Genomic DNA, 13,470 nt, shown 5'->3' on the forward strand with positions numbered 1-13,470 from the left:
CTCTGCCCCCCATGGTCCCGGCGGATCACCGGCTATGCCGACATCGCGCTGCTACCCGGCGACGCCCCGCTCTAACGGCCACCGGTGCCGCCGTCCCCACGCCGTGCTCCCCGCCGTCCCCACCGCGACCACCGCTGTTTACGCAGCGTAGCCGCGGGTAACCGGCGTTCGTCGGTGGGGCGGGCATCCGCGGTCAGGAGGAGCGGGCGGTGGCGATTCGGGGGGCGTCCCTGGCCAGGACGGTGCTGAGCGTGCCGGTCGCCGCGGCGGATACGGCGTCCACGCTGGCCGTACGAGGAGCGAAGGCGGGAGTGCGGGCCCGGCCCGTGCGGCCCGTGCGCAAGGCCGTGGACGAGGGCGCGCACGGCGCCTCCCGGGCCGCGGGCGCGCTCGCCGCCCTGGCCGCCGGAGGCCCCCGGCGGCGCGTGTGGGCGCACGGCGGACATGCTCACATCCAGGTGAACGGCCTGTCGGGCGGCGGGCGGCCGCACCGGCGGTACGTGCGGGCCCTGACGGGGGCGCTGCAGCGGCTGGACGGCGTGGACTGGGCCGAGGTGAACGCGGTCACCGGCCACATCCTGGTGGCGTACGCGGAACCCGACGTGGCCCTGAGCACCCTGGTGGCGGCGGTCCAGGACGTGGAGAAGGCGCACGGCGCCGCCCGGTTCGACGAGGACGCGCACGCGTGCCGCCCCGACGACGAGATGGCGTGGGCGGCGGCCGTGTCCGCCCTCGCGGCGGACTGCGTGGGGTCGGCCGCCGCCACGGCGGCCAGGCTGCTGGCCCTTCCGCCGATGCCGAGCCCGGTGCGGGCGGCGGTGTCGCTGGTGGACTCGACGCCGCGGGTGCGGACGGCGCTGGAGCGGCGGCTCGGCGGGCCGCGCACCGATGCCCTGCTCGGGGCCGCCAACGCCGTCGTCCAGGGGGCCGGGCAGGGCGTGGCCCCGCTGGCCTCGGACGCCGTGCACCGGGTGTTCCAGCTCTACGAGATCGGGGCGCGCCGCGAGGCGTGGCGGCGCCGCGAGCCGCATCTCGCGGTGGCCGGGCGGCAGCCGCAGGAGTGCGGGACCCGGGTCCGGCGGCCGTGCCCCCTGCCGGACGGCCCGGTGGAGAAGACCGGGAACCGCACGGCGCTCGGACATCTGCTGGGCGGATCCGGCGTCATGGCGGCCACGGGGGACGCGTCCCGCGCCGCCGACCTGCTGCTGGCGACCATGCCCAAGGCGGCGCGGCACGGCCGGGAGGCGTTCGCCGCGGTGCTGGCGCACGACCTCGCCGGCCGCGGCGCGGTGGTGCTGGACCCGGCCGCGCTGCGCCGGCTCGACCGGGTCGGCGCGGTGGTGATCGACTCCGCGGTGCTGTGCGCGGGGCGGCCGCGGCTGCTGTCGGCGGACGCCACCGGCGACGGCCTGGACGACGCGGGCGTGTGGCGCGTGGCCGGCACGCTGCTCGCCGGCCTCGGCGCCGGAGACCTGGCCGGGCCCGGCCCGTGGCAGGCCGGGCGGTCCGGCGGCGAGGGCGGCGACCCGGACACGGCGCCGGAATGGCGCCTGGTCAGGACGGCGGACGGTGGTCCCGCCGACCCGCCGGGCACCGCACTGGACCTGCTGGACGGACAAGACCGGCGGTGCGGCCATGTGCAGGTGGGCTGCTCGCTCGATCCGCTGGCCGAGGCGCTGCTGGCGGCGGCGCACGAGGCGGCCGACGTGGTCGTCCTGACCGAGCACGCCAGCACGAGGGAGCTTGTGGCCTGGGGCGACGACTCCCCGGTGGCCGCCCGTGACCTGGCGGACTCCGTGCGCGCCCTGCAGCGCGAGGGCAACGGGGTCCTGGTGATCGCCCGCGGGCAGGACCGGGCGCTGGACGCGGCCGACGTCGGAGTGAGCGTGCTGTGCGGCGACGGGTCGGCCGACTGGCGCGCCGACCTGGTGTGCGGCCCGGGACTCGGTGAGGCGTGGCGGTTGCTGACGGCGGTCCGGCCGGCGAGGCGCGCCAGTGACCGCGCCGCGGAGCTGTCCCTGAGCGCGTCGGCGCTCGGCGCGCTCCTGCTCGCCGGGGGACGGCCCCGGCGCCGCGGGATCGCGTACTGGCGCGACCTCCCGCCGGTGCACGTGGCGGGCATGATGGCGATGCTGGCCAACGCGGTCAGCGCCCGGCGGCTGGACCACCGGCCGCTGCCGCCGCCGGTCGTCCGCGACGCCTGGCACGCCCTCACCGCCGAGGAGGTCTTCGGGCGGTTGTACCGCACCGCCGCCGAACCCGCGCCCGGCGAAACCGGGACGCGGGGCCCGGGTTCGCGTGCCGCCGCCGTCCGCGCCGGGCTGGCGGCGGTGCCGCCCCTGCAATGGACGGTGGTCCGGCCGGTCGGGGCGGGCCTGCGCCTGGCGGCGGCGGTGCGGCAGGAACTCGACGATCCGCTGACCCCCGTGCTCGCGCTCGGCGCGGCGGCGTCCGCCGTGGTGGGGTCGAGCGTGGACGCGCTGCTGGTCACCGGGGTCATGACGGGCAACGCCGTCATCGGGGGCGTGCAGCGGATGCGGGCGGAGCGCGTCCTGGGCGAACTGCTCCTGGGACAGCAGGTCGCCGCCCGCCGCCTGCGGGACGGCGCCGCCCGCCCCCCGCGGGACGGCGCAGCCCGCCCCCCGCGGCCCGGCGCCGGGGACCCGGACGCGTTCGCGTATCTGCGGTCCGCCGCCACCGAGCAGCTCCCGGCCGGCCGCCTGCGGATCGGCGATGTGATCCACTTGCGCCCCGAGGACGTCGTGCCGGCGGACGCCCGGCTGCTGTGGGCGGAGTCGCTGGAGGTGGACGAGGCGACGCTCACCGGGGAGTCGGTGCCCGTCGGCAAGAGCATCGAGCCGGCGCCGGGCGCCGACCCGGCCGACCGGTACTGCATGGTCTACGAGGGCACCACCGTCGTCGCCGGCGGCGCGGTCGCCCTCGTCGTCGCCACCGCCGAGGCCACCGAGACCGGCCGGGCCGCGGCCCTGGCCGGGGCGGCGGACGCCTCGTCCAGCATGCAGGCGCATCTCGCCGAACTCACCCACCAGGCCCTCCCCGCCACCCTCCTCGGCGGCGCGTCCGTCACCGCGCTGGGCATGCTGCGCGGCCTGCCGCTGCACCGCGCCCTCGAATCGGGCATCGCCGTCGCCGTGGCCGCCGTCCCCGAAGGACTGCCCCTGGTCGCCACCCTGTCGCAGCTCGCGGCGGCACGGCGGCTGTCGCGCCTCGGCGTGCTGGTCCGCTCCACCCGCGCGCTCGAAGCGCTGGGCCGCGTCGACACCCTGTGCTTCGACAAGACCGGCACCCTCACCGAGGGCAGGCTCCGCCTGGTCCGGGCCGCCGGCCCGGCACGGCCGCTCCCGCTCACCGGCGCCGGCGGGCGGCGCATCCTCCGGGTCGCCGCGCGGGCCTGCCCGCCGCCGCACGGCAGGCGGGTCGCGCACGCCACCGACCGGGCCGTGCTGGAGTCCGCCGGCGATCTGCCGCCGGACACCCGGTGGACCCTGGACGAGGAACTGCCCTTCGAGGCCACCCGCGGGTTCTCCGCCTCACTCGGACGCGACGGCGGCCGGCCGGTCATCGCGGTCAAGGGCGCCCCCGAGGTGGTCCTGGCCCGGTGCGCCCGGATCCATGTCCCCGGCGACGCCGCCGACCGGGACGAGCCGCTCACCGCGGCCCGCCGCCGCGCCGCCGCCGCGATCGTCCGGCGCCTGGCCGGGCAGGGCCTGCGCGTCCTCGCCGTCGCCGAGGCCCCCGACCCGGGCCGGGTGCACGGCGAGATCGCCGGCCACGTCGAGGGTCTGACCCTGCTGGGTTTCGTCGGCATCGCCGACACGCCGCGTCCCACCGCCGAGGACGCGGTGCGGCGGCTGTGCGCCGCGGGAGTGCGCACCACCATGATCACCGGTGACCATCCGGCCACCGCCGGGGCCGTCGCCGCCGAGCTCGGCATCCCCGACGCCGACCGGGTCCTCACCGGAACCGAGCTCGACGCCATGACCGCCGGCGAACGGCGCCGGGCCGTCCAGCGCGCCGCCGTCTTCGCCCGTGTCTCCCCGGCTCAGAAGGTGCGCATCGTGAAGGACCTGCGCAGGTCCGGCCGGGTGGTCGCGATGACGGGCGACGGCGTCAACGACGCCGCCGCGATCCGCCGCGCCGACGTCGGCATCGCGGTCGCCGGACGCGGCTCCGGCGCGGCCCGCACCGCGGCCGACCTCGTCCTCACGGCACCGGACAACGCGCTGATCCTGGACGCGCTCCGCGAAGGCCGTGCCCTGTGGCACAGCGTCCGCGACGCCGCCGCCATCCTCGTCGGCGGCAACGCGGGGGAGGTGTCCTTCACCATCCTCGGGACGGCCCTGAGCGGGGACGCCCCGCTCAGCACCCGGCAGCTGCTCGTCGTGAACATGCTCACCGACATGCTCCCCGCGCTGGCCGTGGCGCTCACACCCGCCGGCCACGGGGCCGACGACGCGGAGCCGCTCGGCGGGGCGCCCGTCCACGGCTTCAGCGGCCACGACATGCGGTCCGCGCTCGCCGTGCGCGGCACCGCCACCGCGGCCGCCGCCCTGGTCTCCTGGCAGGCCGGCAGGCTGCCCGGCCTGATCCCCGGGGGGCGCCGCAGGGCGTCCACGATGGCTCTGGCGGCTCTGGTCGGCGCCCAGCTCGGCCAGACCCTCATCGCACGCAGGCACAGCCCCCTCGTCATGGCCACCTGTGCGGTCTCGGCGGGCGCGCTGTTCGCCGTCGTCGAGATACCGGGCCTCAGCGGGTTCTTCGGCTGCACCCCGCTGGGGCCGGGCGCCTGGCTCGTCGTCACGGCGGCCGCCGCGGCGGCGACACTGGGAGCCGCCATCGCCCCGCGGCTGCTGCCGGCCGCATCCGTCACGTCCGGGGCGGACGGTCGCCGTACACGCGATACGGCTCCGCATCGTCCCACCTGACCTGGAGGCCCAGCCCTGGACGGTCGGTGCCGGGCACGAGCATGCCGTCCCGGGTTCGAGGATCCCGTCGAAAAGCAGACGCTCCACGCGAACGTGGTCGTGGAAGTACTCAAGGTGCCGGAGCCGCTTCACCGCGCAGAACGCATGCGCGGAGACCGCCGGCGCGCAGTGCGCCGACAGGTCGATCTGCTGAACCGACGCGAGCCCCGCCACCTGGAGAAGCCCCGTGATCCCGCCGCAGCGGGTGACGTCGGCCTGCAGGCAGTCCACGGCGGGCCCGTCGAGCAGCTCGGCGAAGTCCTTCAGGACGAATCCGTACTCCCCGGCCGCCACGTCCAGACCCCCTGGCCCCTGGTCGCGCACCAGCCGCAACCCCGCGGGGTCGTCGGAGGAGACCGGTTCCTCGAACCAGCGGACGTCCCACTCCTCGGCGAACCGCCGCGCCCAGTACAGGGCCTCCTTGCGGGTCAGGGCCCCGTTGGCGTCGGCGAACAGCTCCGGCCCGGGCCCGATCGCCTCCCGGACGGCCGTCAGCCGCCGCGGATCGTCCCCGGGCCTGCGGGACGTCTTCAGCTTCACCCGCCCGATGCCCTGCTCGACCCAGCCGGCGAGCTGGCTGGTGAGCCGCTCCAGGGAGTAGTTCGTGAACCCCCCGCTGCCGTAGACGGGCACCCGGTCGTGGAAGGCCGGCAGCACCTGGACGAGCGGGAGGCCGAGGATCCGCGCCTTGAGGTCCCACAGCGCGATGTCGACGGCGGACACCGCCATCGCCCCGGCACCGGGACGTCCGGCGTTCCGGATCCCGGCGAACATGCGATGCCAGGCCACCGCCGGCGTGAGCGCGTCACCGCCCCGGACGATGGACGCCAGCGTCGACTCCACGAACGCGGCGACCGAGACGTCCCCGTAGGTATAGCCGATCCCGGTATGCCCCTCGGCCTGCACCTCCACGAGGATCACGGTCGTGGAGTTCCACCGGAGCGTGCCGTCCTCCTCGGCCCCGCCGGGCCCATCGGTGGAGACCTCGAACGCGTGGGTCCGCACTCCGTCGACTCTGACGCCCACCACAGCCCCCCTCCGCCGATCGCCCGGCTCCGCGCCGCAACCCGGTAACGGCTACCCGGCGAGCCCGGCCGAAATGATCCGCGGCCGGCCCGCGGCTATCGCATCGCGTAGCCGCCGACCCGGTCCTCCATGTCGGCCCGTTGTCCGGATGCCTCCATGGCCTGCTCCCGCGTCTCCTCCATGCGCAGAGCGACCCCCATCGCGAAGAACGTCGGTGCCCACTCGCCGATGAAGATGCCCCACCTGTCAGCGCGGTCCAGGCCCGCGGCCTCCAGCCGGTTGGACGCGATCCACGAGGTGAACGCGAGCCCGATCGAGGCGATGCCCGCCGTGTACATCAGATTGGACCGCACGCCCCATTTGTGCAGTGTGTTGATCATCATTCCTCCCCTGTGACGCAGCCGGACTACCCCATGACGCACTCCGCACGCCGCCGCTGACCGCTTCTTTGCCCCCAGGACATGCGCTTGTGGGGGATCACGTCCCGCCGCCGGTCGTCAGCCTGTGAGATCGACGACACCACCAAACCCGAGATCCTGCGCGCCTACCGCCGCAGACTCGGCCTCGTGCCGTTCGTCCGCGACGCCTTCGACGCCACCGGCCACACTCCGACTCTGGGGAGCAGTCCTGAATGATCCCCACCACCGGCTCTAGGACACGCGATACGAGGGCTGCGGCTTCTGGGAGTGCTGCACCGATCCATGGGAGGTGCGGTCCTACTTGGAGGCGGCCGCCCACGTTCTACCTCGGCGCGATGCTCGCCGCTTCCGCGCCATGCTGGCTCATCTGGACGAGCGCTGGTGACTCAGGCGCGATCGGGCACGCGGTCACCCACGCGTGTTCGCGAACGGGCGGATCCTGGCACCCTGTCCGAATGGACGACGATTGCTTCACGCTCACCCTGATCGGCTACTGGTGGAGCGAACGAGAGCCCCGCTGGCCGGACCCTCACCGGTGGGTAGATCCCTCATGGGACAGTGCCGAGCGTGAACGGGTCGCGGACTATCTGGACCAAGGCCGGCGCGCTCCCTGGGCCGCCGCTGGCAAGTCCACGTGTCGCATCTGCGGTGAGTCTGTCGGGAGCCTTGAGCTGCTGGACGGCAAGTATCTGTGGCCGGAGGGGCTCGGGCACTACGTCCGCGAGCACTCGGTACGGCTACCGCAAGCCGTCCTTGATCGCGTCGCGAGGTGGGAACAACCCGAGAGCTGGACGGTTGAGACGGACTGGTGGAGGCGGCAGGGAGCGGCGTAGCCGCCGTCATCCCCCGCCTCCCTCCCCCAGGCCGACTCGGCCGTTCGGGATCGTGCACGTGAGCGGTCCGTGTCTCCGGACGGCTGGCTTCGCAGAGCTTGGAAGTCTCCGGGGACTGTGTAGCACCTGGCCGAGTGCGGTCATAATGTGCGCGCCGGCGCCATCAGTCGTGGAACCTGAGGCGTCGGGAGCGGGCCGGGGGAGGCCAAATGGAAACAGGGAAACAATTGGAATGGCTGCGAGGTGGCGAGGGCGCGCAACGGGTCTTCGGCGAGCCATACGACAGGCCCGATGGCGCCACGGTGATTCCGGTCGCCCAGGTCACCGGCGGCAGATGCCCGCGGGCCACGCCGCTCGGCGTCTTCGTCGTCCACGAAGGCAGGGCGTCCTGGACACCAGCAGTAGACGGGACCCGGATCGCGCTGCTGGGCGGGCTGATCGGGCTCGTCGCCGCGGGACTGGCGACCGCAGCGGTACTACGTCGGCCGCCCTGGCCGGATATATCGATTCACAAGATCATGAAAAACCACTGAGCGTCCCGACACCTTGCGCAGGTAGGCCAGGGTCATCAGGGCCTGCTTGCCCGGGTGCAGGCACCGGCCCTTGCTCCCAACGGCCCGGCGGTGGCGGCGCACCACCCCGGTGGCGTAGGCCAGGTCTGACGCGGCAACGGCAGCGAAGCACGGTACAAAAGCATGTGAGGCCTCTGGTGGGGACGGGGGTTGTGAGAGATCAACCGTCCTACCAGGGGTTTCTTGACGTCCGGCACCGCCCACGCCGTCCGCCAGCTCCCGAACCATGATCCACGTAGCCGCGATCGACTTGATGAGCCGCCGCCTCACCGGCGAAGCCACTTGAGGGACTCCACGCTCACATTGTTACGTTTCGCCCCGGTGCGGATCAGGCGTAGGCCACAGCCGGACTACACCTGATCTGACTCAGTGAGGCACGAAGCGCTACACCCTTGCGGGATAGCCCGAAGGAAGTGGGGCCACTACCCGTCCGTTGCCTTTACGTCTTCCTGCTCCCCACCCGTCACGGAGAGGGCGTTGTCGATGAGGACGGTGGCGATGGCGGCGGCGGTGGGGAAGGACTCGGCGTTGAGGACTCGGGTGCGGGCCGAGGCGCCATCGAGGAGCAGCGCCAGTTGTTCGCCGAGCTGTTCGGGGTCGGTGGCGCCGGCTTCGCGGGCCGTTTCGGCGAGCCGCGCGGCGATGGCGAGCTTGTATTCGCGGGCGTATTCGGACGCGGGGTGTCGGGGGTCGTGCATTTCGACGGTAGCCGCGATGTAGGGGCAAAGGGGCGTGAGCTCGTCTGGGCCGGACGTGGGCATCTCGAAGGCGGCGAGGAGCCGTTCGCGGGGTGTGAGGTCGGTGCGGTCGAACACCGCGGCCATGAGGCCGGGATCGAACCGGCGCAGGTATTCGACGACCAGCTCGTCCTTGCAGGTGAAGTGCTGGTAGGCCGTGCGCTTGGAGACCTGGGCCACTGCGCAGAGCTCGTTCATACCGGTGCGGTTGATGCCCTGAGTCCGAAACAGCTGCTGTGACGCGCTGAGAATGCGCTCGCGCGCGCCCCTGCCGCGACGCCGGCCTTGGGGGCCCTTCTCCAACTTCGTCATGCCTGCATCGTACCTCAGTTCGGTACCGCTCGGTTTACATAGCTTGCGCTCCCGTCGATGGGCGGATACGTTACGTACACAGATCGGTTTACCAGAGAGTGAGTGGTTATGGGAAAGCTCGATGGCAAGGTGGCGGTGATCACGGGCGCGTCGACCGGCATGGCGCTGGCCGGCGCGAAGCTGTTCGTTGAGGAGGGGGCACACGTCTTCATCACCGGCCGGCGGCAGGAGGCGCTGGATGAGGCGGTGAAGGTGATCGGCCGGAACGTGACCGCCGTGCAGGGTGACGCGTCCGACCTGGCCGACCTGGACCGTTTGTACGAGACGGTCAGGCGGGAGAAGGGCTCGATCGACGTGCTGTGGGCGAGTGCCGGGACGGGGGAGCAGGGCGAACTCGGTGAGATCACCGAGGAGCAGTTCGACCGTGCGTTCTGGCTGAACGCGCGCGGCACGTTGTTCACGGTGCAGAAGGCGCTGCCGCTGCTCAACGACGGTGGCTCGATCTTCATGACCGGGTCGAACGCTTCGCTGAGGGGCTTCCCCGGGTGGAGTGTGTATGCGGGGAGCAAGGCCGTCCAGCAGGCGTGGGCCCGTGTGTGGCTGAACGAGCTGAGGGACCGGCGGCTCCGGGTGAACGTGCTCACCCCCGGCCAGGTCGCCACGGCCAAGCAGGAGGAGCTGTTCGACGGGGAGACCAAGAAGCAGTTCGAGTCCCTGATCCCGCGGCGCGAGATGGGCCGCCCCGAGGAGATCGCCACGGTCGCGCTGTTCCTCGCCTCGGACGACTCAAGCTACGTGAACGGACTGGAACTGACCACCGACGGCGGCACCACGGTGATCTGAACGAACACACCGGTATACGCCACACACTCGCGAAAAAAGGCAGTCGTCAGGGCCGAGGAACTGAGCCTCGAATGCGGAGCGGCGTGACTCGGCACCACGAATCAAAGCGATATTTCGAGAACAAGGAAGAGGCACTTCATGAGCAGCATCAGCATCATCGGCACCGGGAACATGGCCCGTACGATCGGCGCGCTGGCGGTGGCCGGCGGCAACACCGTCGAGGTCATGGGCCGCGATCACGACAAGGCCGCTGACCTGGCCAAGGCTCTCGGCGGCGGCGCCACGACGGGAGAGTGGGGTGCCGTTCCGGCCGGCGACATCGTCATCGCGGCCCTGTTGTCCGACAATGTCGTTCCGGTCGTCGCCCACTACGGAGACGCCCTCGCGGGCAAGGTCATTATTGATATCAGCAACCCCTTCAACGCCACGGCCGACGGTCTGGCCCACCCCGGGGTCACCTCGATCGCGCAGAAAGCCGCAAAGGCGGCCCCGGCCAGTGCCAGCGTGGTGAAGGGATTCAACACCATTTTCCGTCATGTCCTGGAGCAGGGCCGGCCCGACGTTTTCATCGCTGGCGACGATACGCAGGCCAAGGCGGCCGTGGAGGCGTTCATCAAGAGCCTCGGGATGCGTCCGATGGACGTCGGCGGCCTGGACATGGCGCACTGGCTGGAAGGAGCGGGTGTGCTCACCATGGGCCTCGCACGTCACGGGGTGGGCGGCTGGAACTTCTCCCTCGGCGTCACCGAACTTCCCGCTTGAGCCGTCCCCGGAGGAGGTACTCGCGATGAAGCTTGGATCGTCCAGGCTCGGCGAAGCCGCCAACACGCCCAGAGCGCGATCAAGCCCGTCAACGGGCTTCCTCGTCCGGACGATCACGGCCGCCCCTGAGCAGTGCAACACCCTCAGCGCATCCTGAACCAGACGCCCGGACGAGAGAGTTTCCCTGCAGGTGATCCGTGTGGGGTCAGCTACTGCATAGTCACCGCTGACCTACCTCTACCGCTCGGGCAGAAGCGAATTGAAAAGACGTCTGCGACTGAAGGTCCGGTTCCCCGGCGGGAGCCGGGCCTCCGGCGTTGGGGCCGCCGTGTCGATCTCCGCTGAGGGCGGTCGCAACATGATCACGAAGATTCGAAAATGAACCAGGATGATACTCAGTCCCAGGGGAAGGGTATGAGGCTGTGATGCCCGGCGACGACGGGTGCGGCACGGTGACGGCCAGTTGCGGCAGATCGGCTGCGGTTGCGTCACTGACGGGTTGACACAATGCGCGAGGGTCCCCCTCGATCCCATTTTCCGTGCCTACCGGCATCGTCTATCGGAATACCAGTGGTGGAGGTGATCGTGTGGCCGCTGTCAAAGTCCCAGGTGAAGCGGACCGGCGTGCCGCAAAAGAGGACATGGACACAGGCGGGTTGCTCACTGAAGGCGCCGCCTTCCTCATGGCGTTCAAGAAGGACGACGGCGGGTGAGGGCTGTGCGCGCCTATCTGGCATCCTGCCGCGTGAAGACGCGTCAGGCCACGCTCGACAAGCGTCTCCCTCCGGACCGGTATCCCAGCCGAGGACGTCGAACGACTCGGCGGCATCAGCGAGGAAACCTGATCAACGCGGCCGACGCGGCCGACGCGATGACCGCAAGCGCCATCAGTCGGAAGCAGGCCCCGCCTGGTCCGCCGCTTGATCAGGGTGATCCGTAGCCTGGCGCGCGGATCCCTGCACCATGGTCACGAGCATGCCGCCGTAGGGGTCCTGGTGCGCGCATGCGAGATCTCATTCCCTCACCGAGGGCAGCTCACTCCTACCATTGGTATGATTGAGTTGTGGATGCTAAGCAGACTCCCGTCAAGCAGCCCCTCCGTGTCGCGAAGCGCGGCAAGGCCGCGAAGGTTCGTAAGCCCGCGGGCGGTCCGGGTGCGACCGAGAAGTTGTCGGCGACCATCCGCCGGGGCCGCAAGGCTGAGATCCGCGAACAGGCCCGCAAGCTGGGCCTCTCCGATTCTGCCTACGTTGATGAGGCGATCGCGGCCAAGCTCCAACTCGACGCCCTCGCCGAGTTCGTTGACGAGCTGGAAGATCGGCACGGACCGTTCAGTGAGGACGAGATCCAGGCCGCCCTCGCCGCTTGGCCGTCCGCGCAAGATCAGTGAGCACCGTGCGAGGCCGTCGAGCTGCGAGGCTCGGCGGGGTTCTGGTACTCGACAACGACGCCATCAACAAGGCCGCCACGGACCGCGACGTTGCGATCTTCTTCGCGGCTGCGCTGCGCAAGCAGGCACGCTTGGTCACGTCCAGCGTCGTGCTGACGGAGATCTTGCGTGGCTCCGACCGGGACACGAAACTGAACCATGTGCTGTCCAGCACCAGGACCGTCGTTGAGCCTGTCACTGAGGACCTTGCACGCGCCGCCGGGAAGCTGATCGGTGACGCAGGGTTCGACTCCACGGAGGTTGTTGACGCCTTGGTCGCCGCGACGGCTCACATGTACGCCCATCGTGCGGAGGCGGCGGGGCAACAACCTGATGTGCTGATCTTGACCGCCGACGCCACCCATCTGCCGGGGTTGGCCGGTGACCGAAAGGGAGTAAGGGTGCAGAACGTGAAGGACATTCGCTCTTCCTGAAGCCCGCTTGTCACGGCCCCACTGGACGCTGGGGGATGGCCGTATCGGGCGCGGAATCGACCTGAGCGGCGGTCGGCAGACCGGGCTACATCAAGGCTTTTAATGGGGATGCAACGTCAAACGCATGCGGGCGCTGCGGCCTCGGCATCGCGCACGTGCAAACTCCCCACGCGCGCGGTTATGTAGAGGCCGGTGTGATCCGGCGTAGACCCCGCACGTCACGGACACGCCCGGCGAGCCGTCCGGTCGGGCGTTTCGCCTTCCCCCTGTCGAAGGATTGCGAGCGTGGGCGTGGATCACCCCCGTGGGCCGGGCAGAGGCCCCGAGACCGCCGACAAGGTCCCCCCGCAGGGCACTCGCGACCAGTCGCCGGCCGATCCGACCGGCGACAAGCAGCAGACCCTCGGGGACCGCTCGATCGAAGCCAAGTCGGACACCAAGAAGGATCCAGAGGCCGACAAGACCTACGTCGGCATCCAGTTGACCGAAGAACCCGATGACACAGCCGACCCCGCTGAGGCCGGCAACGGCGGCCCGGAAGCGGAGAAACCCGGCCAAGCCAAGGCCGAGGACCCGCGCGAGGACGAGGGGGAGCGGGTCAACGACAACCGTGGACCCGGGACCGGTCTACCCGAAGCCGGAGGGGCGAAAGACCAGGACGACCGCACCAAGGAACCGCGCCCCCAGGACAGCGGTAGCAGCGCGGACGACAAGATTGACGACCCCGAAGCACCTCAGCAGCCAAACTCCCTCTCCACCGACTACGAAGCCCCTCCCAGGCCGTTCTCCCGCCTGGAAAGCCTGGCCCGCGCCCGCGAAGCACAACTCCAAAACGCAGAACAACTGCGAGCCATCTTCCAAGACGCCCAGACCGCCGATGGCGACAGAGAAGCCCCACCGCAGAGCGAGAACCGGGGAGGCGACGAGCGCGAGCCCGAAGCACAGCCCCCAACCGCTGAGGCACCCGGCGGTACCGACGACGACAGCGGCGAACCGCCAGCCGAACCAGCAGACCCCCTGCCCCAGGGACCCGGCAAAGTCGTAAAAAAGAGGGTGTGACCTGGGGTTGTCGTTCATGTGGTCTGGAGCAGTGTGACGGTGCGTTGCGGGTCGCGGGC

Annotated in this window: 11 protein-coding genes and 1 pseudogene; 9 read left to right on the forward strand and 3 right to left on the reverse strand. The window is 71.3% G+C overall.

What is annotated here, in order from left to right; translation table 11 throughout:
* Positions 1–209: 209 nt before the first annotated feature.
* Positions 210–4,946 carry an HAD-IC family P-type ATPase gene (locus ACGFIS_RS30285; protein WP_392973340.1) on the forward strand — a complete coding sequence of 1,579 codons (4,737 nt, stop codon included), beginning with the start codon at positions 210–212 and terminating at the stop codon, positions 4,944–4,946.
* A gap of 111 nt (positions 4,947–5,057) precedes the next feature.
* Here the strand turns inward: ACGFIS_RS30285 and ACGFIS_RS30290 are convergent.
* Positions 5,058–6,014: pseudogene (locus ACGFIS_RS30290) on the reverse strand (enolase C-terminal domain-like protein); the annotation flags it as partial.
* Positions 6,015–6,106: 92 nt separating this feature from the next.
* Positions 6,107–6,394, reverse strand: coding sequence for a hypothetical protein (locus tag ACGFIS_RS30295; protein WP_392973342.1), 288 nt, complete (start codon positions 6,392–6,394; stop codon positions 6,107–6,109).
* Between the two features lie 84 nt (positions 6,395–6,478).
* Between ACGFIS_RS30295 and ACGFIS_RS30300 the strand changes: the two genes are divergently transcribed.
* Positions 6,479–6,646, forward strand: a complete 168-nt coding sequence (locus tag ACGFIS_RS30300) for a hypothetical protein (protein WP_392906091.1) — start codon at positions 6,479–6,481, stop codon at positions 6,644–6,646.
* A gap of 826 nt (positions 6,647–7,472) precedes the next feature.
* Positions 7,473–7,796: a hypothetical protein gene (locus ACGFIS_RS30305; RefSeq protein ID WP_392906089.1), complete on the forward strand. Its 324-nt coding sequence runs from the start codon at positions 7,473–7,475 to the stop codon at positions 7,794–7,796.
* A 461-nt stretch (positions 7,797–8,257) separates the two neighbouring features.
* Here ACGFIS_RS30305 and ACGFIS_RS30310 read toward each other — a convergent pair whose 3' ends face one another.
* The gene (locus tag ACGFIS_RS30310; protein WP_392906088.1) at positions 8,258–8,884 is read right to left on the reverse strand and encodes a TetR/AcrR family transcriptional regulator; all 627 of its coding nucleotides are present in this window, start codon (positions 8,882–8,884) and stop codon (positions 8,258–8,260) included.
* Positions 8,885–8,992: 108 nt separating this feature from the next.
* Here ACGFIS_RS30310 and ACGFIS_RS30315 point away from each other — a divergent pair, with 108 nt between their 5' ends.
* The 6 genes from ACGFIS_RS30315 (at position 8,993) to ACGFIS_RS30340 (ending at position 13,411) form a co-directional block, all read left to right on the forward strand.
* Positions 8,993–9,727, forward strand: a complete 735-nt coding sequence (locus tag ACGFIS_RS30315; protein WP_392973344.1) for an SDR family NAD(P)-dependent oxidoreductase — start codon at positions 8,993–8,995, stop codon at positions 9,725–9,727.
* Positions 9,728–9,865: 138 nt separating this feature from the next.
* The gene (locus tag ACGFIS_RS30320; RefSeq protein WP_392906086.1) at positions 9,866–10,489 is read left to right on the forward strand and encodes an NADPH-dependent F420 reductase; all 624 of its coding nucleotides are present in this window, start codon (positions 9,866–9,868) and stop codon (positions 10,487–10,489) included.
* A gap of 587 nt (positions 10,490–11,076) precedes the next feature.
* Positions 11,077–11,202 carry a hypothetical protein gene (locus tag ACGFIS_RS30325; protein WP_392906084.1) on the forward strand — a complete coding sequence of 42 codons (126 nt, stop codon included), beginning with the start codon at positions 11,077–11,079 and terminating at the stop codon, positions 11,200–11,202.
* A 350-nt stretch (positions 11,203–11,552) separates the two neighbouring features.
* On the forward strand, positions 11,553–11,879 hold the full coding sequence (locus tag ACGFIS_RS30330; protein WP_392906082.1) for a hypothetical protein: 327 nt from the start codon (positions 11,553–11,555) through the stop codon (positions 11,877–11,879).
* The gene (locus tag ACGFIS_RS30335) at positions 11,876–12,352 is read left to right on the forward strand and encodes a PIN domain-containing protein (protein WP_392906080.1); all 477 of its coding nucleotides are present in this window, start codon (positions 11,876–11,878) and stop codon (positions 12,350–12,352) included. Before ACGFIS_RS30330 ends, ACGFIS_RS30335 begins: the two co-directional genes overlap by 4 nt.
* 285 nt (positions 12,353–12,637) lie before the next feature.
* The gene (locus ACGFIS_RS30340; protein WP_392973345.1) at positions 12,638–13,411 is read left to right on the forward strand and encodes a hypothetical protein; all 774 of its coding nucleotides are present in this window, start codon (positions 12,638–12,640) and stop codon (positions 13,409–13,411) included.
* Positions 13,412–13,470 lie beyond the last annotated feature (59 nt).

Origin of the sequence: Spirillospora sp. NPDC048824, from assembly GCF_043198455.1 — a bacterium.
GTDB lineage: Bacteria > Actinomycetota > Actinomycetes > Streptosporangiales > Streptosporangiaceae > Spirillospora.